21 protein-coding genes and 1 riboswitch are annotated in these 19,066 nt (G+C 67.3%); of the genes, 11 read left to right on the top strand and 10 right to left on the bottom strand.

Features of this window, described 5'->3' with window-relative positions; all coding sequences use genetic code 11:
* Positions 1–167: 167 nt before the first annotated feature.
* The 5 genes from KU887_RS19550 to KU887_RS19530 all read left to right on the top strand — a co-directional run bounded on the left by KU887_RS19550 (position 168) and on the right by KU887_RS19530 (position 4,027).
* A complete protein-coding gene (locus KU887_RS19550; protein WP_012493350.1) occupies positions 168–467 on the top strand; it encodes a hypothetical protein in 300 nt (99 codons plus the stop codon).
* Positions 468–634: 167 nt separating this feature from the next.
* Positions 635–1,279, top strand: a complete 645-nt coding sequence (locus tag KU887_RS19545; RefSeq protein WP_006491659.1) for a DUF1326 domain-containing protein — start codon at positions 635–637, stop codon at positions 1,277–1,279.
* Positions 1,276–2,067 carry a DUF2182 domain-containing protein gene (locus KU887_RS19540; RefSeq protein WP_006494795.1) on the top strand — a complete coding sequence of 264 codons (792 nt, stop codon included), beginning with the start codon at positions 1,276–1,278 and terminating at the stop codon, positions 2,065–2,067. The genes KU887_RS19545 and KU887_RS19540 overlap by 4 nt, the downstream gene beginning before the upstream one ends.
* 52 nt (positions 2,068–2,119) lie before the next feature.
* Positions 2,120–2,467 (top strand): copper-binding protein, encoded by a 348-nt coding sequence (locus tag KU887_RS19535; RefSeq protein ID WP_258257325.1) that lies wholly within the window; start codon positions 2,120–2,122, stop codon positions 2,465–2,467.
* A 243-nt stretch (positions 2,468–2,710) separates the two neighbouring features.
* Positions 2,711–4,027, top strand: coding sequence for a collagen-like triple helix repeat-containing protein (locus KU887_RS19530; RefSeq protein WP_212250680.1), 1,317 nt, complete (start codon positions 2,711–2,713; stop codon positions 4,025–4,027).
* Between the two features lie 112 nt (positions 4,028–4,139).
* Here the strand turns inward: KU887_RS19530 and KU887_RS19525 are convergent, their stop codons facing one another.
* Positions 4,140–4,601: an Lrp/AsnC family transcriptional regulator gene (locus tag KU887_RS19525; RefSeq protein WP_059722747.1), complete on the bottom strand. Its 462-nt coding sequence runs from the start codon at positions 4,599–4,601 to the stop codon at positions 4,140–4,142.
* A gap of 116 nt (positions 4,602–4,717) precedes the next feature.
* On the opposite strand from KU887_RS19525, the gene KU887_RS19520 reads away from it, so the two are divergent.
* Complete coding sequence (locus KU887_RS19520) at positions 4,718–5,350, top strand: LysE family translocator (protein ID WP_124675836.1); 633 nt, start codon at positions 4,718–4,720, stop codon at positions 5,348–5,350.
* A 57-nt stretch (positions 5,351–5,407) separates the two neighbouring features.
* Here KU887_RS19520 and KU887_RS19515 read toward each other — a convergent pair whose 3' ends face one another.
* The 3 genes from KU887_RS19515 to KU887_RS19505 all read right to left on the bottom strand — a co-directional run bounded on the left by KU887_RS19515 (position 5,408) and on the right by KU887_RS19505 (position 9,049).
* Positions 5,408–6,418 carry an alpha/beta hydrolase gene (locus KU887_RS19515; RefSeq protein WP_058903151.1) on the bottom strand — a complete coding sequence of 337 codons (1,011 nt, stop codon included), beginning with the start codon at positions 6,416–6,418 and terminating at the stop codon, positions 5,408–5,410.
* A gap of 22 nt (positions 6,419–6,440) precedes the next feature.
* A complete protein-coding gene (locus KU887_RS19510; RefSeq protein ID WP_226245071.1) occupies positions 6,441–6,992 on the bottom strand; it encodes a TetR/AcrR family transcriptional regulator in 552 nt (183 codons plus the stop codon).
* A 128-nt stretch (positions 6,993–7,120) separates the two neighbouring features.
* The gene (locus tag KU887_RS19505) at positions 7,121–9,049 is read right to left on the bottom strand and encodes a TonB-dependent receptor domain-containing protein (RefSeq protein ID WP_006483015.1); all 1,929 of its coding nucleotides are present in this window, start codon (positions 9,047–9,049) and stop codon (positions 7,121–7,123) included.
* A gap of 217 nt (positions 9,050–9,266) precedes the next feature.
* Positions 9,267–9,460: riboswitch (cobalamin riboswitch) on the bottom strand.
* 412 nt (positions 9,461–9,872) lie between these two features.
* On the opposite strand from KU887_RS19505, the gene KU887_RS19500 reads away from it, so the two are divergent.
* Complete coding sequence (locus KU887_RS19500; protein WP_006483043.1) at positions 9,873–10,697, top strand: SDR family NAD(P)-dependent oxidoreductase; 825 nt, start codon at positions 9,873–9,875, stop codon at positions 10,695–10,697.
* Between the two features lie 23 nt (positions 10,698–10,720).
* Here KU887_RS19500 and KU887_RS19495 read toward each other — a convergent pair whose 3' ends face one another.
* From KU887_RS19495 to KU887_RS19480, 4 genes are all read right to left on the bottom strand, one after another.
* Entirely contained in the window at positions 10,721–10,969 is a 249-nt protein-coding gene (locus KU887_RS19495) for a hypothetical protein (RefSeq protein WP_006483063.1), read from the bottom strand.
* Positions 10,970–11,086: 117 nt separating this feature from the next.
* Positions 11,087–12,061, bottom strand: a complete 975-nt coding sequence (locus KU887_RS19490; RefSeq protein ID WP_258257311.1) for a threo-3-hydroxy-L-aspartate ammonia-lyase — start codon at positions 12,059–12,061, stop codon at positions 11,087–11,089.
* Between the two features lie 65 nt (positions 12,062–12,126).
* Positions 12,127–12,765, bottom strand: a complete 639-nt coding sequence (locus KU887_RS19485; protein ID WP_048988232.1) for a transcriptional regulator — start codon at positions 12,763–12,765, stop codon at positions 12,127–12,129.
* On the bottom strand, positions 12,762–13,283 hold the full coding sequence (locus tag KU887_RS19480; protein ID WP_006483022.1) for a YbaK/prolyl-tRNA synthetase associated domain-containing protein: 522 nt from the start codon (positions 13,281–13,283) through the stop codon (positions 12,762–12,764). Before KU887_RS19480 ends, KU887_RS19485 begins: the two co-directional genes overlap by 4 nt.
* Before the next feature lie 405 nt (positions 13,284–13,688).
* Here KU887_RS19480 and KU887_RS19475 point away from each other — a divergent pair, with 405 nt between their 5' ends.
* Positions 13,689–15,272: an isocitrate lyase gene (locus KU887_RS19475; protein WP_006483004.1), complete on the top strand. Its 1,584-nt coding sequence runs from the start codon at positions 13,689–13,691 to the stop codon at positions 15,270–15,272.
* 72 nt (positions 15,273–15,344) lie between these two features.
* Here KU887_RS19475 and KU887_RS19470 read toward each other — a convergent pair whose 3' ends face one another.
* Both KU887_RS19470 and KU887_RS19465 read right to left on the bottom strand, forming a co-directional pair.
* The gene (locus KU887_RS19470; RefSeq protein WP_048988234.1) at positions 15,345–16,061 is read right to left on the bottom strand and encodes an EthD domain-containing protein; all 717 of its coding nucleotides are present in this window, start codon (positions 16,059–16,061) and stop codon (positions 15,345–15,347) included.
* Between the two features lie 52 nt (positions 16,062–16,113).
* Complete coding sequence (locus KU887_RS19465; protein ID WP_258257307.1) at positions 16,114–16,626, bottom strand: nuclear transport factor 2 family protein; 513 nt, start codon at positions 16,624–16,626, stop codon at positions 16,114–16,116.
* A gap of 212 nt (positions 16,627–16,838) precedes the next feature.
* On the opposite strand from KU887_RS19465, the gene KU887_RS19460 reads away from it, so the two are divergent.
* Genes KU887_RS19460 through KU887_RS19450 form a run of 3 tightly spaced genes read left to right on the top strand, consistent with a single transcriptional unit; the run spans position 16,839 to position 18,998 of the window.
* A complete protein-coding gene (locus KU887_RS19460) occupies positions 16,839–17,339 on the top strand; it encodes a nuclear transport factor 2 family protein (RefSeq protein ID WP_258257306.1) in 501 nt (166 codons plus the stop codon).
* 26 nt (positions 17,340–17,365) lie between these two features.
* A complete protein-coding gene (locus tag KU887_RS19455; protein ID WP_060211140.1) occupies positions 17,366–18,232 on the top strand; it encodes an SDR family NAD(P)-dependent oxidoreductase in 867 nt (288 codons plus the stop codon).
* 10 nt (positions 18,233–18,242) lie between these two features.
* Positions 18,243–18,998, top strand: coding sequence for an SDR family NAD(P)-dependent oxidoreductase (locus KU887_RS19450; RefSeq protein WP_060211139.1), 756 nt, complete (start codon positions 18,243–18,245; stop codon positions 18,996–18,998).
* Positions 18,999–19,066: the final 68 nt, after the last annotated feature.

Genomic DNA, 19,066 nt, shown 5'->3' with positions numbered 1-19,066 from the left:
GTCGAGCCTGTCAATCCGTGACAACGCGCATTCGCGGCCTGGTCGCGACGGCGCACGCGATGCGTTCGAGCCGGACATGAACGCGTGAGTCTGCGCCGGCAGACGCCGTCATCGCGGTCCCCGGCGAGATGGGCGTCAGCGCGTGGGTCGCGCGAGGGGAGGTTCCCGTGCAATTTCCGACAGGATCGGTAGTCGCGCTCAGTTCGGCCGCCGCGACGATGTTCTCGATGGGCATGCTGTTTCTCGGCTACTGGGGGTTGCACGAAGCGCTGCCCTGGCGGTTCGGCGACTACGTCGTGATCGTGCCCGCGCTGGCGGGTTTCGCGTGCCTCGCCAGCGTGCCGTTTCTCGCCACGTCGCCGATGAAAACCCCCGGCGACGAGTCGCGAATGTTCGTCGCGCGGCGCGTGTTTCTGTGCGGCGCCGGCGCCGTGTGGTGTGCGATCGTTGCTTCGCTGATCGTGTGAGAACAGGGGGACGAGACGGTTTCCGGCGCAACCCGGCGAACGCATCCTGAAACGTCTTACGTGAGGCCGGAACCCCCGGTTTTCACGCCGCCACGACCGCTTTGCTTTCCCCGATCGCGTGCACTAGATTCGAAGCGTTCGTCTGTTTCAGAGCGCGAGGTGGAGCCATGACGCCGTGGGAAATTCAGGGAACCGAAATGATCAGTTGCAATTGCTCATACGGTTGCCCTTGCCAGTTCAATGCGCTGCCGACCAACGGCAACTGCGAAGCGATGGGGGCGATTTCGATCGACAGCGGCCACTACGGCGACGTGGTGCTCGACGGCGTCAGGATCGCGGTGGTGTTCCAGTGGCCGGGCGCCGTTCACGAAGGCAAGGGCAAGTGCCAACCGATCGTCGACGAGCGTGCCAGTCCGGCACAGCGCGAGGCCGTGCTGAAGATCATGACCGGTCAGGATACCGATCCGTTCGCGACGATGTTTTCGGTGTATGCGTCGACGCTCGAGCACGCGTTCGAGCCGATCTTCACGAAGATCGATTTCGACGTTGACGTCGATGCGCGGCGCGGCCGGATTCACGTGGACGGTGTGTTCGACGCAGCCGGCGAACCCATCCACAATCCGGTGACGGGTGCCGAGCACCGTGTGCGGATCGACCTGCCGCACGGTTTCGAATACGAGCTGGCCGAGATCGGTTCGGGCACGGGGCGCTCGCAGGGCAACATCGCGCTGAATCTCGACGGAACCTATGCGCAATTCGCGCGGCTGCATCTGAACAACCACGGGCTGATCCGGCATCGCGCCGCGGCATGACGCCGTTCGACACCTGGCTCGCCCGCGAGCGCGCCGTCACGCTGATCGGCATGGCCGCGCTCGTCGGCCTGTGCTGGTTCTATCTGTGGACGGGCGCGGGAACCGGCATGTCGGCGCGGGAGATGACGACCGTCGCGCTGTTTCCGCATCGGCTGGCGGACGGCATGGGCAGCATGGATCCGCCTCTGCCGACCGTGATCGCGATGTGGTGGGTGATGATGATCGCGATGATGACGCCCGGCGCGGCGCCGCTCGTGATGCTGTACCGGCGCGTGCTACGGCAGCACGGCGACGGGGCGACGGGATCGGCGTTCACGTCGGTGGCGCTGCTGGCCGGCTATCTGACGACGTGGCTCGCGTTCTCGATCGGCGCGGCGCTGCTTCAGGCGCTGCTGCAACCGGCCGGGCTGATCTCCGCGATGATGCTGTGGTCGAAGAGTGCGCGCCTTTCCGCGATCGTGCTGGCGCTGGCCGGGCTTTATCAATTCTCGCCGCTGAAACGCGCGTGCCTGCGGCAATGCCGGGCGCCGGCTGCATTCCTGGTCGCGCACTGGCGCCCGGGCGTCGCCGGCAGTTTCCTGCTGGGAGTGCGGCACGGCATCGTTTGCGTGGGCTGCTGCTGGTTACTGATGGCGCTGCTGTTCGTCGGCGGCGTGATGAACGTGGTGTGGATCGTCGCGTTGTCGCTGTTCGTGTTCGTGGAGAAGGTGCTGCCCGGTGGCGAGCGTATCGGCCGCGTGCTGGGTGTCGTGCTGATCGCGTGGGCCGGTGCGACGTTGATCGTGTGATGCGTGGCGCTGGCTGGCGACGGAAACGCGCTGGCTCGACGGGAGATGCTCGATGAAGACCTGTTTTCGCGCTGTCGTCGTGTCGTGCGCGATGGCGACCATTGCCATGCCGGCGCTCGCCGGCGGCGACATGCCGGACATGAACGCAGGCGACGCGACCATGTCGGCGTCGAATGCGACGCTGACCGATGCCGAAGTCAAGGCAATCGATGCCGGCCGCAGGCTCGTGATGCTGAAGCACGGCGCGCTCGACAACATCGGCATGCCGCCGATGACGATGGCATTCAAGGCCGGCGACGCGGCGATGATTCCGCCGCTGCATGTGGGCGACAAGGTTCGGGTTCGGGTGGAAAACGTCAACGGCACGCTGACGATCGTGAAGCTGGTGAAGCGGCCGTGACGAGGATGCTGCCGGTTTTTCCCGGTCGGTGCTACGTAACGCGGGGCCGGTGTTACGTCAGCGCGATCGGAATGCCAGGACGGGACGCGCCGCGACGCACGATCCGCACGCGATGTGCCGTGACGCGCAGTGCGGCCCGGACCGCGATCGAAAGGCGATCGTGACAATGTGAAGGAGGCCCACGGAGATGGCACGCTAGATGCTTGTTGACGTGATCGAGCTGAATAGCGAACGGGGGCTTCCATGCACAATCACTTCACCAAGGCGAACGTTTCACTCGCCGCCATTGCCACTGCGTGTGCGCTCGCGGCGTGCGGCGGCGGTGACATTACGGCGCCGACGCTGGCCGGCAACACCATCGGGACGAGTACGAGCGGGACGAACGGAACCGGTGGTACGAGCGGGACCAGCGGCACGAGCGGGACGAGCGGGACGAGCGGGACGAGCGGCACAAGCGGGACGAGCGGCACAAGCGGCACCAGTGGCACCAGTGGCACCAGTGGCACCAGTGGCACCAGTGGCACCAGTGGCACCAGTGGCACCAGTGGCACGAGCGGCACCAGCGGCACGAGCGGAACCAGCGGCACGAGCGGAACCAGCGGCACGAGCGGAACCAGCGGCACAAGCGGAACCAGTGGCACAAGCGGAACCAGTGGCACAAGCGGAACCAGCGGCACGAGTGGAACCAGCGGTACACCCGGCACCAACGGCATCATCAGTTCCGTCGGCGCAGTCGTGCTGGCCGCGGGCTCGACGCTCGGCGACGTGACACTGCCCGGCGTCGGCAAGACCATGACGGCCGGGCCGGCCGACACGGTCACCGGCGTCGGCACGCTCATCCGCGACACGACGAATGCCGTGAGCAACGGTATCGGCCAGATCGGCTTCACGCCGAACCCGGTCGGCACGACGGTGACGGGCCTCGGCACCCTCGTCGGCTCGACCAGCAACCCGGTCAACGGTCTCAGCGAAACGGTGAAGGCGCTCGGCTCCGGCCCGCTGTCGCCGCTCGCGCCGATTACGACGCCCGTCGGCGGTCTACTCGACACGGTGGCCGGCGGCCTGAAGTCGGGCGGCACCATGCTCGGCTCGGCCCTGTCGTCGGGCCCGGTCCAGCAGGCGACGCAGGCGCTCAGCACGGCGATCACGCCGCTCGTGACGACGGCCGGTCAGCTCACGCAGCAGGCCGGCACCGCAACGGGCCTCGGGCAGCCGGTCGCGGGCCTGCTCGGGCAGGTCGGCGGAGCGATCACGTCGGCCGGATGGAAGGTGACGTCCACGTCGCCGCAGCCGATCGTCGGCGCGGTCGGCGGTCTCGTCCGGGCGGTCGGCAACACGGTGACCAATGCGGGCGGCCTCGTGAACCCGAGCGGCCCGAACGGCGCGGTGCCGGTCGCCGGTCTGGTGACGAGCGTGGTCGGCGGCATACCGGCGACCGTGCACGGTGGCGCCGAGACCGGTGCGAGCGGCGGCGGCTCGCCGCTGGGCGCGCTCGCCAACCCGCTCGCGCCGGTGACGTCGCTGGTGGGTGGCCTGCTCGGCGGCGCGGTCGGCAAATAGCCGGCTCGTGCCGATCGCCATGCGGGAACCCGGCCGCATGACCGGAGACGACGGCCATCGGTCGTCTTCGGTCCCGGCCGGGACCGGCGATGGAGCCTGAAACCGCGGCCCGCTACCTGCGCGTGTCGCCGGGCTTCGACGGCGGCCGTGCGAGCCCGCGCGCCGGCAGCGGCGTCGACATCACGATCGACGTGCGCGTTTCGCCGTACAGATTGATGCGTTCGATCAGTTGTTCGAGATGAGCCATGCTGACGGCGACCAACCGCATCACGTACGAATCCGCCCCCGTCACGTGATGGCATTCGACGACTTCGGGAATCGTCTCCAGCAGCTTCAGGAACTTCGCTTTCGCCGGTTGCTGCACCGTGATGCCGATCAGCGCGCTCACCGGATAGCCTGCCGCGGACGGGTTGATCCGCGCGATGTAGCCCTCGACCACGCCGGCGGCTTCAAGGCGCTTCACGCGTTCCGTCACCGCCGGCACCGACAGATGGACCTGGCGCGCGAGCTCCGTATAGCTGATGCGTCCGTTGTCCTGCAACAGCGCCAGTATCTTCCAGTCCAGATCGTCCATCGCGGCGGGCGTTTTTAAGGTGGAGTGCCTATTTTTCCTTAAAAACCGTATTCAGCGGGGGCCGGACTTTCCCTACGATGCCTGTTCGATCCACTGGATGCTGCAAGGGGCAGGCGATGCTGTTCATCAAATCCGTCGTGATGGGGTGGTCGATCGCGGCGCCGGTCGGCCCGATCGGCATGCTGTGCATTCAGCGCAGCCTGAGCCGCGGCTTCCAGGCGGGATTCGCGACGGGCATCGGCGCCGCATGCGCCGACGCGATTTACGGCCTGCTCGGCGCGTTGGGCGTTGCGGGCCTCGTCACCGCGTTCCCGATGCTGACCGTCGCCCTGAAAATCGGCGGCGGCGCGTTTCTCGTCTGGCTCGCGTGGACCATCGCGCGCCAGGCGCCGGCCGCGCCGGCGGGGCAACGCGAGCTGCCGCGTACGACGGTCCTGCGCGATTTCCTGACGACGTTCGGCCTCACGCTGTCGAACCCGATGACGATCGTGTCGTTCGTCGGGATCTTCGCGGCGCTCGGCCCGCTGCCGGACACGCAGGAAGGCGCGATGGAGGCCACCGTCGGATCGATGGTCGCCGGCGTGTTCATCGGTTCGGCCATGTGGTGGCTGTGCCTGAGCACCACGAGCGCCGCGCTGCGCACGAAGCTGTCGTTCGGGTTCATGCACGGGCTGTCGCGCGTGTCGGCGGCGATCGTCGCGGGATTCGGCGCGATCCAGCTGGTCGCGGGCGTGCGCGGACTGATCTAGACGCGCGGGGCAGCGCAGCGATCCCGGCCGATGCCGATGTCGTTCCCGGGTGCGTTTCTATTCATCGCCGGCTCCATTCGATGCGTGCAGGTGCGCGTGCACGAAGCGCGCGATTTCCTGGCTCAGCTCGATATCCTCCGGCGCGCCCATGAATCCGCCGTGCGGCATCCCCTCGAACACGTGCAGCTCCGTCGGCACCTGCGCGCGTCGCAACGCGCGATGCAGGCGCACGGCGTTCGACAGGAACAGGTCGCGCGTGCCGCTCTGGATGAAGGTCGGCGGGAAGCCGGCGGCGAAATCGCCGAACAGCGGCGACAGGTACGGATGCGCGAGATCGGCGCCGTTCGCGTAGAGCAGATTGTTCGCCATCAGCGGCCCCGGCAACACGACGTCGACCAGGCGGTTGGTCTCGAAGCTGTCGCCGGATTCGGTCAGGTCGGCTTCCGGAGACAGCAGCACGAGCGCGGCCGGCAGCGGCAGGCCCTCGTCGCGGGCGCGCAGCACCATCGCGGCGGCGAGATTGCCGCCGGCCGAACGGCCGCCGATGACGACGTGTTCCGGTGCGTAGCGCTCCAGCACGTAGGCATAGGTCGCGATGCAGTCGTCGAGCGCGGCCGGATACGGATGCTCGGGCGGCATCCGGTAGTCGACGCCGTAGCAGCGCACGCCGAGCCGGTCGGCCTGCATCTGCGCGCCGGCACGGCACGCGGCGCCGCCGCCGACGACCAGCGCGCCGCCGTGCAGGTCGATGGTCGCATAGGCGCTGGAAGCCTCGGCTTCCGGTGTCGCGACATGCACGTCCGCATCGCCGACGCGGATCGTCTCGACGCTCGAACGCAGATAGCCGGCGAGCTGCTCGACCGCGGCCGCGTAATGTGCGTCGGCGCTGGCCTTCACGCGCATCCACGCGTCGATATCGTCCGGGGCCGGCATCACGTGCAACGCGTTCAGCGGCACGCCGTCGTCGCCGGTCAGGCGTTGCAGCGCGGCGCGTGCTTCGTCGCTGATCGAGGTCGGGAAGGGAACGACACGGCTCGGCAGTACGACGCCGTCGGGTTTGTCTTTCATCGCTCGGGTTCCGTTCGGTGCGTCAGGCGGCCGACGGCCAGTGACGCAGCATCACGTCGAGCGCATCGAGGCTGCGCGACCACGACGCGTCGGAATCCGGCGCGCTGTGCGAGAAGCCGCCGGCGCTTTCGAGCGTCACGTAGCCCATGAAGAAGCCGCCGAGCAGACGGATCGCGTGCGCCTGTTCGGTTTCCGGCAGGTCGTAGCCGCGCAGCACCGCCGCCGTCATCCTGACGAGCTGCCCGCCCGCGCTTTCGGCGGCCCGTTCGGCGCTCACCGGATGGCGCGCGGCCGCAAAGCGGCCCGGATGCGCCCGCGCGTAGTCGCGATAGACGTTCGCGAGCGCGGCCAGCGCGTCCTTGCCGGTGCGGCCGGCCAGCGCGTCGGTGGCGCGATCGGCCAGCTCCTGCAGCGCGAACAGCGCGATCCGGCTCTTCAGATCGTCGAAGCTCGGGATATGGGAATACAGGCTCGCCAGCTTGACGTCGAAATGTCGCGCGAGCGCCGCGCCGGTGAGCAGCTCGAAGCCGGTTTCATCGGCGAGCCGCGCGCCGGCTTCGACGAGCTTGTCCACGGTAATGCCGGCACGCGCCATGACGAATGCTATGCGGATTAGTCAAAAAACTAATTCTATTAGGTTTGGCCGCGATGTCAATTTTCCGCGCGTGCCGGCGTGGCGCTTCATGCGGATGCGTGAGCTCGTCAGAACGTATAGCTGACCTTGCCGAACGCGGTGCGCCCGAGCGTGTTGTAGCCGTACGCGGTCATGTACTGCCGGTCGAACAGGTTCGACAGCGACGCCGACACGGTCAGGTGCGAATTGATCCGGTACGACGCGCGCAGGCTCACCGTCAGGTACGACGCCAGATACTGCCGGTTGGCCGGATCGTCGAACGTCGAACCGCCGTACAGCAGCGACGCGCCCGTGCTCAGCGCATGCAGCTTCAATTCGTCCCACGTGTGGTCGACGTTCAGGCTGACCGTCTGGCGCGGCCGGCGGCTGAGCCAGGTCTGGTTGGTCTCGTCCTGCGGATTCAGGATGCCGACCGCGATGCTCACCGGCGTTGAACGGCCGATCGTCCCCTTGTACGACAGGTCGATGCCGCGAATGTGCGAACGGCCGATGTTCATCGGCGAGAACGTTGCCGGGTTGTAGGCGATCAGGTTGTTGACGCGCGTATCGTAGATCGCCGCGGTGAAGGTGCCGTACGCCGTGTTCGCGTCGAGCGCGGCCTCGACCGACGTGCTGCGTTCCGGGCTGAGGCTCGGATTGCCGTAGCCGGGATAGTACAGGTCGTTGAACGTCGGCAGGCGGAATGCATTGCCGTACGACACGCGCGCCGTGTAGACCGGCGTGATCGCCCACGACAGCGCGGCGTTGCCGGTGTTCACCGCTTGCCCGGCGACGATCTCGTGGCGACCCGCGACGAACATCGTCACGCTGCCGAGCGTCGCCGACTGGTGCAGCGAGAACGCGGAATCGTTGCGCGTCGGTACGCCACCGGGAATGTCGACCGGCAGGAATGCCTGTTCGCGCGTGAAATCGTAGGCGAGCTTCGATTCGCCCGACAGCGGCAGGCCGAACAGATGAAATCCGTGCGCCTGATGGGTCAGCGACGTCGACGTGCTGATGCGTTGCGAATTGATCTGGTCCGTCGCGAGGGCCGGGTTGTCCGCATAGATGAACTGGCGGTCGTTCGCATAACCGAACGACTGGTCGAATTGCGTATCGGGCGTGATGTCGAGATGGAACGCGACGCCGGTCGTCAGCTGGTGATCGAGCTCGCGATTCGCGTAGCCGCTGTTGTCGTAGGACAGGTCGGAGCGGTGGTACAGCGCGAACGTCGAGATCGACCAGTTGTCGCGCGCATAGCCGAGCCGCGCGTCGAGATCCTGCGCGTGATACGGATTGCGGCCGTCTTCGTGACCGTAGAAGAACGGCCGCGTCGCGTCGATGCCGGCCGTGTTGTAGTCGTGCAGCCCGAGCGAATAGGTGAGCCCGCCGAGCGCGGCCAGCGGCCCCGTCGACGGCACTGTGCCCGACGTGCGGAACCGCGTGTCGAACGTCTTGTTCGTGCCGCCGCCGAACGACACGGTGGTCTGGTTCGGCTGTTGGGCGGCGCGGCGCGTGAAGAGTTGCACGACGCCGCCCATCGCGTTGTTGCCGAACGACGCGGCGGCCGGCCCGGAGATCACCTCGACGCGCTCGAACGCGTCGGTCGGCAGGTCGGCCCACGGCGCGATGCCGGTGGTCGGCGAGCCGATCCGGATGCCGTCGATGAACACGGCGACCTGGCTCGCCGACGAACCGCGGATGCTGACCGACGCGGACGAGCCGGGCCCGCCGTTCTGCGTGACGGTCACGCCCGGCAGCGTCGCGAGCGCCTGCGTGATGCTCGGGTCGGCCGGCGACAGCCGGTCGAGATCGTCGCGCGTGAGCACCTGGGTCGACGCGTAGCGCCGGTCGAACGATTCGGGCAGGTGCCGCGTGTCGGTCACGCTGATCGTCGGCAGGTCCGCCCCTTCCGCGGGCCCGGCGGGCTGCGCAGGCGCCGTGTCGCCGGCCGCATGGGCGAGCGGGGAAAGCAGCGCGGTGGCGGCGGACGTGGCGAGCAGGTGACGAAGGTTCATGAGACGGCGGGACAAAGCGAGTAGCGGGTACGGCGATCGTGAGCGGAGGGCGGACAAGCAACGGATGCCGACGGCGTGTCGGTGCGACGCTTCCGGCCGGGAAGCGGATTCGGGAACGATGGACATCTGGTGGATCCTGAGGTCGGGTCGTCCATGCAACGGGCGACCACCCGGGGGCGGTGCCTGGCGCATCGGGACACCCCGCCCGGTGCGGCTGCCTGGACCTCGGGTCGATGGCAGGTCTCCTGGCTCGCGGGTCGTCATCCGTGCGGGCCTTCCCGGTTTCCCAGTGGCATGCGGTGGCACGGATTCGCCGCTCACAGTTGCGGGGGCAGCCGCAGCTTCGAGGCGTTGCCTCGCCTGCGTTCCCTTTTGATCCCATCCCTGGGAACCATCAGCGCGCAAGGGTAATGGCGTGCGCTCGCGCACGTCAATCGTCCGGCTGCCTGCGGATGCGAAAAAACGTCATTGTCCCGCGTCAGCTTTCCGGATCCTTTCGTTTCATGCGCGCGGGCCGTGCGTCTGGTCTGACGAAACGGGGCGAGCGCGTGCCCTCGAGCCGGAACCGGCTCGGCGCGTTGCGCGGGCCGCGCTTTCCTCGACAGTTTCCCGTTCGAACCTGCCGCTCGCGTGCGCGATCTCGTTCAAACGGGCGAGGCGGAACCCGGGCGCGTATTGCACCGTGTGGATATCGCGGGTTCGAGCTGAACGGCCCGCACTCGATGACAGGAGACATCATGACCGACACCCGAAGCCGGTTCCTCGCCGGCCAGTGCACGCTCGCGCAGCGCCGCGCATCCGACCCGACAGGACGTTGACCGACATGACCGATTCGATTCGCTTCGACGGCGGCACCGCCGTGATTACCGGCGCGGCCAGCGGCATCGGCAGCGGGCTGGCACGCCACGCGGCCGCGCTCGGCATGCGCGTCGTACTGGCCGATCTCGATCCGGCGAAACTCGACGCGTTCGCCGCGACGCTCGACACCGACGTGCTGTGCGTGCCGACCGACGTCAGCCGGCCGGAAGCCGTCGACGCGCTGGCCGAAGCCGCATGGCGGCGCTTCGGCGGCGTCGACCTGCTGTTCAACAACGCGGGCGTGATGGCGACCGGCTTCAGTTGGGAAATCACGCCGGAGCGCTTCGAGCGCAGCTTCGCGATCAACGTGCACGGCGTGCTGAACGGGATTCGCAGTTTCGTGCCGCGCATGCTCGAACGCAACGCGCCGGCGCGGGTCGTGAACACCGCATCGGTCGGCGGCTTCCTGCCGAGCCCGCTGATGTCGCCGTATTCGGCGACGAAATTCGCGGTGGTCGCGCTGACGGAATCGCTGTACGGCGAACTGAAGATGCTCGGCGCACCGGTCGGCGTGTCGCTGCTCGCGCCGGGGCCCGTGCTGTCGGGCATCTTCAACGATCCGTTCGGCGCCGCGCACGACCGGCCCGAGGTGCGCGGTTTCGTCGACACGATGCGCACGATGCTGAACGCACACGGGCTCACGCCCGACGCGTTCGCCGAGCGGGTATTCGACGGTATTCGCGCCGGGCGCTACTGGCTGATTCCGCAACCGGAGACGCTCGACGGCGCGCTGCAGCGGCGCACCGACGACATCCTCGCCGCCCGCGATCCGTCGCTGCCGTCGTTCTGAATGCCGGCGGCCGGCGCGTGTCGTTACATATGCGTGCCGGCGTGCGTGCGGCCGCCCGGGTCGCCGCCGCGATCGGGCGGCGTATTGTTCTGATCGATCTTCGCGAACACGAAGCCGACGGGCGGCAACGCGGCGGGCGAACGGTGCGTCGCTTGCGCGACTGCGGGGGCCGGCGATGCGGCGGGAAAACCGGATGACGTCACGCCCGGTTGAGCGAACGCCGACAGGGAAGCGGCCGCCAGGGCGGCGGCGACGATCGCGTGCGTATTCATGGCGACTCCTTCACGACTGACTTCAGGACGACGTAATCAGTCTAGGGCGCGAAACTTAACGCGACGTGAAGGGTCGGCGGCGCGCGCATGACAGGATCTTCATGCGCGCCGCGACGGTCAGGCCGGTGCCGACACCAGCGCGCAGAAGTTCTCGAGATCGACGTTGCCGCCGCTGATCACCACGCCGACGCGCTTGCCCTGCAGCGCATCCTTCATCCGTCGCACGGCGGCGAACGACAGGCAGCCGGTCGGCTCGACGACGAGCTTCATGCGCGTGGCGAAGAAGCGCATGCAGTCGACCAGTTCCGCGTCCGTCGCGGTCAGGATGTCGTCGACGTCGCGGCGGAGGATCGGGAACGTCAGGTTGCCGAGGTGCTGCGTCTGCGCGCCATCGGCGATCGTGCGCGGCGTGTCGATGTGCACGATCGTGCCGGACCGGAACGATTGCTGGGCGTCGTTGCCGGCTTCGGGCTCGACGCCGTACAGCTTCGCGTGCGGCGACAGCGCCCGCGTGGCGAGCGCGGTGCCCGACAGCAGGCCGCCGCCGCCGAGCGGCGTGAATACCGCGTCGAGCGGGCCGACTTCGTCGAACAGTTCCTTGGCCGCGGTGCCCTGGCCGGCGATCACGTCCGGGTGATCGTAGGGCGGAACCAGCGTGAGCCCGTGCTTCTCCGCGAGCTCGCGCCCGATCTGCTCGCGATCCTCGGTGTAGCGGTCGTAGGTCACGACGTTGCCGCCGTAGCCGCGCGTCGCGGCCATCTTCGCGGCCGGTGCGTCCCGCGGCATCACGATCGTCGCCGGAATGCCGAGGATGCGCGCCGACAGCGCGATCGCCTGCGCATGGTTGCCCGACGAGAACGCGACGACGCCGTGCCGGCGCTGTTCCGCGCTGAAGCGCGACAGTGCATTGAACGCGCCGCGGAACTTGAAGGCGCCCATGCGCTGCAGGTTCTCGCACTTGAAGAACACCTGCGCGCCGAGCGCGTCGTCGATCGTCCGCGACGTCATCACCGGCGTGCGGTGCGCATGGCCTTCGAGCCGGGCCGCGGCGGCGGCAACGTCGTCGTACGTGGGGAGAGTCGGAGAGTTCATGGTCGCTAGAGGTCGAAAAGGTCAGTCAACGGGAAATTCGATACGGGACGGCAGGGCGCGCGGCGTCACTTCGCATCGTTGTAGACGGTGGCGCGCGAGACGCCGAGATGCTGCGACACGATTTCCATCGCGCGGCGCACTTCGAGGAAGCCGTCGGCCTTCAGCGTCTGCATCAGCTCGCGGCGCTGGTCGGTCTTCAACTCGCGCGGCGTCGTCGCGAGGCGCGTCGCGAACGCGTCGATGCGCTGCCGGATCGCGTCCGCGCCGGCCGGGTCGAGCGTTTCGACGACGGTCTCGCCGTCCGTGCGGCAGAACTGGTTCAGCATGCCCTGGAAGCCGCGGAACAGCGTGACGTCGGCATTCAGGCACAGCGCGGCGACGTAGCGTCCGGTCGAATCCTTGATGCCGATCGACGTGCTTTTCGCGGTGCGGCCGTCGGCGAAGCGGTTCGGGTAGTTCGCGAGCACCTGCGGGAAATCGTCGTCGGCGATGCGGGCGAGGCCGAGCTCGGTCGCGGGATCGCCGACCGCGCGTCCGGACAGGTTGTTGTGGATCGCGAGGATCGCGTGCTCCGGCGTGCGCAGGTCATGCACGACGACCTCGGTGAACGGCGCGAACATCGCGCCGAGCCCTTCGGCGATGCGCTGCACCTGCTCGATCAGCGAGGCCTGTTCCGATGGCCGCGGTGTGTCGTTCGTGCTCATGCGTGGTCCTGGGGAGCCGGGGTGTCCGTCGTTTCCGATCGCGTGATGTCGGCCAGCAGCGGGCGCGCGATCCGGACGTAGTCGGCCGCGTCGAGCACGACCGAGCGGTCGAGCCGGCCCGCGTTGAACGCGATCTCGTCATTGTGTTCGACCAGTGCGGGATCGACGACGAGCGTCACGTTCGAATCGAATGCGAACGGCGGCACGGCGCCCATCACGCAGCGCGTGACGGCGGCCGCGACGTCGGGCGACGCGAGCGTCGCCTTGCGCCGGCCGAGCGCATCGGCGACCTTGCGGAAGTCGATCTTCAGGTGGCCGGGAATCACCGCGAGCGCGGTGGCGTCGCCGCCATCCTTGAACGTGCAGAGCATCGCCTTCGCGCCCTGTTCGGGACGGGTGCCGCGCAGCGCGGCGATCGCGTCGGATTTGCCTTCCGCCGGATGCTCGAGCACGCGGAAACGCGCGCCGGCGGTATTCAGCAGTTCGCACAGCGTGTCGAAAACGGGCGAGTCGTTCATGTTGCTCCGGAGCAGGCAGGCCGGCGCGCCGATGCGCGCGGATCAAAGAATTGTCCAAGTATAGACGTTTTGTCATGGCTGTGACAAAGGGGGCGCGCTCGTCGTTGCCCGACCGCGGCCCAGGCATGTCGTTCTTCAGCAGCCGAAAGGGCATTTCGTATTGCGGGATACGCGCCGGATTCCTGTCGCCGCGTTTTACCGCCGCTTGAAACCGTGTTTTGCATCGCAAAAACGCCTGGCTATCTCATTGAAAAACAACAGAAATTTATATCTTATGTCTTATATAAGACTTGACCGAAATTTCGCTGGACGGGATTACTATTGAGTCCATGCAGTTCGCTTCGTCACACGCGGCGGGCACGCTGAACCCTTTACTCAAATGCGCTTCGTTCCCAGGAGATAGACATGTCCCAATATCAAGACGACATCAAGGCAGTGGCTGGTTTGAAGGAAAACCACGGCAGCGCGTGGAATGCCATCAGCCCCGAATATGCCGCCCGCATGCGTGCCCAGAACAAGTTCAAGACCGGCCTGGACATCGCGAAGTACACGGCGAAGATCATGCGCGCCGACATGGCCGCGTACGATGCCGATCCGTCCAAGTACACGCAGTCGCTGGGTTGCTGGCACGGTTTCATCGGCCAGCAGAAGATGATCTCCATCAAGAAGCACTTCAACAGCACCGAACGCCGCTACCTGTATCTGTCGGGCTGGATGGTCGCCGCGCTGCGCTCGGAGTTCGGCCCGCTGCCGGACCAGTCGATGCACGAAAAGACTTCGGTCAGCGCGCTGATCCGGGAGCTGTACACGTTCCTGCGCCAGGCCGACGCCCGTGAGCTGGGCGGCCTGTTCCGCGAACTGGATGCCGCGAAGGACGCGGCCGCCAAGGCCGCGATCCAGCAAAAGATCGACAACCACGTCACGCACGTCGTGCCGATCATCGCCGACATCGACGCCGGCTTCGGCAACGCGGAAGCGACCTACCTGCTGGCCAAGCAGTTCATCGAAGCGGGCGCGTGCTGCATCCAGATCGAAAACCAGGTGTCGGACGAGAAGCAGTGCGGCCACCAGGACGGCAAGGTCACGGTGCCGCACGAGGACTTCCTCGCGAAGATCCGCGCGATCCGCTACGCATTCCTGGAGCTGGGCGTGGACGACGGCATCATCGTCGCGCGTACCGATTCGCTGGGCGCCGGCCTGACCAAGCAGATCGCCGTGACGAACCAGCCGGGCGACCTGGGCGATCAATACAACTCGTTCCTCGATTGCGAGGAACTGTCGGCCGACCAGCTGGGCAACGGTGACGTCGTCATCAAGCGCGACGGCAAGCTGCTGCGTCCGAAGCGCCTGCCGAGCAACCTGTTCCAGTTCCGCGCCGGCACGGGCGAAGCGCGTTGCGTGCTCGACTGCATCACGTCGCTGCAGAACGGCGCCGACCTGCTGTGGATCGAAACCGAAAAACCGCATATCGCACAGATCGGCGGCATGGTCAGCGAGATCCGCAAGGTGATCCCGAACGCGAAGCTGGTGTACAACAACAGCCCGTCGTTCAACTGGACGCTGAACTTCCGTCAGCAGGCGTACGACGCGATGAAGGCAGCGGGCAAGGACGTGTCGGCTTACGACCGCGCGCAGCTGATGAGCGTGGAATACGACGAGACCGAACTGGCGCAACTGGCCGACGAGAAGATCCGTACGTTCCAGGCCGATGCATCGCGTGAAGCAGGCATCTTCCATCACCTGATCACGCTGCCGACGTACCACACGGCCGCGCTGTCGACCGACAACCTGGCCAAGGAATACTTCGGCGACCAGGGCATGCTCGGCTACGTGGCCGGCGTGCAGCGCAAGGAAATCCGTCAGGGCATCGCCTGCGTGAAGCACCAGAACATGTCCGGTTCGGACATCGGTGACGATCACAAGGAGTACTTCAGCGGCGAAGCGGCGCTGAAGGCCGCGGGCAAGGACAACACGATGAACCAGTTCTGATCGTCGTCCGACCCGAAGCACGAAGCCAGCCCCGCGGGGCTGGCTTTTTTTTGTCTGCCCGAGCCTGGCACGTCACCCGCGCACGGCCTTCACGACGTACTGGCTCGTCGGCACCACGTCGATCTTGTCGAAATCGATGAAGCGCCCGCAACTGTCCATCATCTCGGCCACGTTGCGCTGGAACTTCTCCTCGTCGCCGACCGCATCGAAAAACGCGTGCGGATCGGTCATCGCGGCGGCCGGGAAGCATTCCTCGACGATCGCGTCGTAGCCGGGCGCCGCATGCGTGAGCGCACGTACGACGACGTTCTGCACGTACAGGAAATTGTCCTGCGTATCGATCGCGACACGCGTGTGATGGCCGTGCCACACGTCGAGCCACGCTTCGTGCGTGAGGCGCGGCGGGCGCTTCAGGAATGCGAGCTGCGAGAAACCGGTCGTGCGCTCGCCGGGCCGCGCGGGGAAGCGCGTGTTCGGAATCGGCTGCGACTCGGTGACGAGATACGCGGCCATGTGCGGGACCACGGCGCGCACCGCGTCGTCGAACGGCTGGCGGAACATCGCGTTCGCGCTGTCGACCCATACCGCGACGATCCCGTCGATGCCCGGGTGCGTGTTGGTCTGCTTCAGGCCGGCGGCGGGTGCGACGTCGGCATCGGCGACGTTCACCTGCACGCCGTGCGCGCCGAGCGACAGCAGCCGGTCGGCGAGCTGCGCGCGTACGCCGCGGCTCCACTGATCGGGCGCGACCTGTGCATCGCGCCACAACACGTAAATGACTTTCTCCATGGTTCCGGCTCCGGAAAGGGAATGACGGGAGCGGCGGCGTGGCCGCCGCGGTTCAGGAAGCGGCTTCGGTCGATCCGGCCGCTCGATGCGCACCGGGGGCGAAGCGGTTCGCGGTCAGCGTGAACGACGGTGGAATCGGCGACGTGACGGTTTCGAACAACCGCTCGTGGCGCGTCGCATGAATGCGCCATACGCCGTCGCGCTTCACGTACTGGTCGTCGTAGAACGCGGTGCCGTGCAGCAGGTAGTCGTCGTCGAGATTGATCGCGTGATCCTCGAGAAACCAGATGCCGCATGCGTGCTCGGCCGACACCAGCGTGAGCTCCGGGTGATGGCCGTGATGCATCGTCAGGAAGGTCGGCTTGCCGATCAGTTCGCGCAGGCTCGACACGAAGGCGTCACGGCCGTCGTACGCATACCGGCCGCCATACAGCCGCGCCTCGCAATCCTCGGTCAGGCACGCCGCGAGCAGCGTCCAGTCGTGCGTGTCGATCGCGCGGAAATACCGGTATTTCAACTGACGGATCTGCTCGTATTCGTGGAGCGTGCGGGTCGTGTCGTCCATCGGCGTGTCTCGTGGTGATGTCGTTCGATGGTAGGGACGAGGCCGCCTGCATCACATCGTCTGTTCGGACGAAAGCCGCGTGCGCATGCGCGCGGCGCTGCTTCGACGAAGCGCCGGCTTCATCCGAACGGGTGATGGCCGGCGCAGCGCGCGGCGGTAACGTGGCATCGACGCGGCCTTCGAACCGCGCGGGCACCGAACAAGGAGACGGGATGACCCTCATCGAATCGCTGGAAACGCGCGTGCGCAGGCTCGAGGACGCCGATGCGATCCGCCGGCTGAAGGCGCGCTACTTCACGTGCTGCGACCGCAAGGATCGGCAGGGCATGCGCGACTGCTTCGTGGCCGGCCCCGTGCAGATCGATTACGGCCGGATCGGCACGTTCGACACGCGCGACGCGCTCGTCGACGTATTCGAGCGGCTTGGCTGCCATCCGCACATCGTTGAAATGCATCACGGCGTGAATCCCGACATCATCGTGATCGACGACACGCATGCGCGCGGCACGTGGGGCCTGCATTACCAGATGATCGACACGCACGCGCGCACGCTCACGCAGCTCGGCGCGACCTACGACGACGTGTATCGCAAGGTCGACGGCGAATGGAAGATCGCGGCCACGCGTTGCGTGGTCACGTCGACGCTGTCGGCCCGCTACGAAGGCGACGCGCCGGGCGTGCTGTTCGCCGGTGCGCAGCCGCCGGCTGCGTGATGAACCTTCCACAGGAGACATCGAACATGACACAGAACCACGATGCGCCGGTTGCCGTCGTGACGGGCGCATCGCGCGGTGCCGGCAAGGGTATCGCGCGGGCGCTCGGCGCGGCCGGCATGACCGTCTACGTGACGGGCCGCTCGCAGCGCGAAGGCGATGCGCCGCTGCCCGGCACGATTCACGAGACCGCACGCGAGATCGACGCGCTCGGCGGCCGCGGGATCGCGGTGGCCTGCGACCACGCGGACGACGCACAGGTGAAGGCGCTGTTCGAACGTGTCGAGCGCGACGGCGGGCGGCTCGACATCCTCGTCAACAACGCGACCTACCTGCACGATCAATTGATCCTGCCCGGCCCGTTCTGGGAGAAATCGCTCGATCTGGTGAACATCCTCGACGTCGGGCTGCGCTCCGCGTACGTCGCGAGCTGGCACGCGGCGCCGCTGATGGCGAAGCGCCGCAGCGGGCTGATCGCGTTCACGTCGTCGTTCGGCGCGAGCTGCTACATGCACGGCGCGGCGTACGGCGCGCAGAAAACCGGCGTCGACAAGTTCGCGAAGGACATGGCCGTCGACCTGAAGCCCTTCGACGTCGCGGCCGTGTCGATCTGGATGGGGCCGCTGCGCACCGAGCGCACGACGCGCGTATGGGAAGAACATCCGGATCTGTACAAGGAGTTTTCGCTCGTCGCCGAAAGCCCGGAATTCACGGGCCGCGTGATTCATGCGATCCACGACGATCCGCGGCGCATGGCGCTGTCGGGGCAGGTGCTCGTCGGTGCGGAAGCCGCGTTGCAATACGGCATCGCCGATCTCGACGGCAAGCAGCCGCCGTCGTACCGCGAACTGCTCGGCGGGCCGGTGCAGGCCCATCCGGCGATCGTCGCCTAAAGGAGCACGCATGGGCATCCTGAACGGCAAGGTCGCGCTCGTCACGGGCGCGGGGCAGGGCGTCGGCCAGGGCGTCGCGCATGCGCTCGCCGCCGAAGGCGCGCACGTCGCGGTGGTCGGCCGCACGCGCGACAAGCTGCTCGCGACGTGCGAAGCGATCCGTGCGCGCGGCGGCCTGGCCGACGCGTTCGTTTGCGACGTGATGGACGCCGCGCAGATCGCGCGGTGCGTCGAGGCCGTCGTCGAGCGGTGCGGCGGCGTGCAGATCCTGATCAACAACGCGCAGGTCGTGCCGCTCGGCCGCCTGCTCGACGTGAGCGACGCGGATTTTCTGGCGGGACTCGAATCGGGGCCGATCGCGACGCTGCGGATGATGCGCGCGTGCCATCCGCATCTGAAGGGCGACGGCGTGATCGTCAATTTCGCGTCGTCGGCCGCGGTGCGCTGGGATGCGTCCGGTTACGGCGCGTATGCAGCGACCAAGCAGGCGATTCGTGCGCTGACGCGCGCTGCCGCATGCGAATGGGGCGCGGACGGCATCCGCGTGAACGCGGTCGCGCCGCATGCGTTGTCGCCGGGCCTGAAAGGCTGGATCGATGCGCATCCACAGGAAGCGGCCGCGTTCTTCCGCACGATCCCGCTCGGCCGCGTCGGCGATTGCGAGCAGGACATCGGGCGCGCGATCGTGTTTCTCGCGAGTCGCGACGCCGCGTATCTGACGGGCGCGACGCTGCCGCTCGACGGCGGACAGGCGTACTGGGGCTGACGTCGCACGGCGTGTGCCCATCATCAATTCGGCAGCCGCGCGCATGCGTGCGCAGCGCTGCCGGCAAA

Source organism: Burkholderia sp. EMB26 (assembly GCF_024730645.1).
Lineage (GTDB): Bacteria > Pseudomonadota > Gammaproteobacteria > Burkholderiales > Burkholderiaceae > Burkholderia > Burkholderia cenocepacia.
The sequence above is the reverse complement of the archived record's forward strand: the minus strand, read 5'-3'. Positions and strand labels throughout refer to the sequence as shown.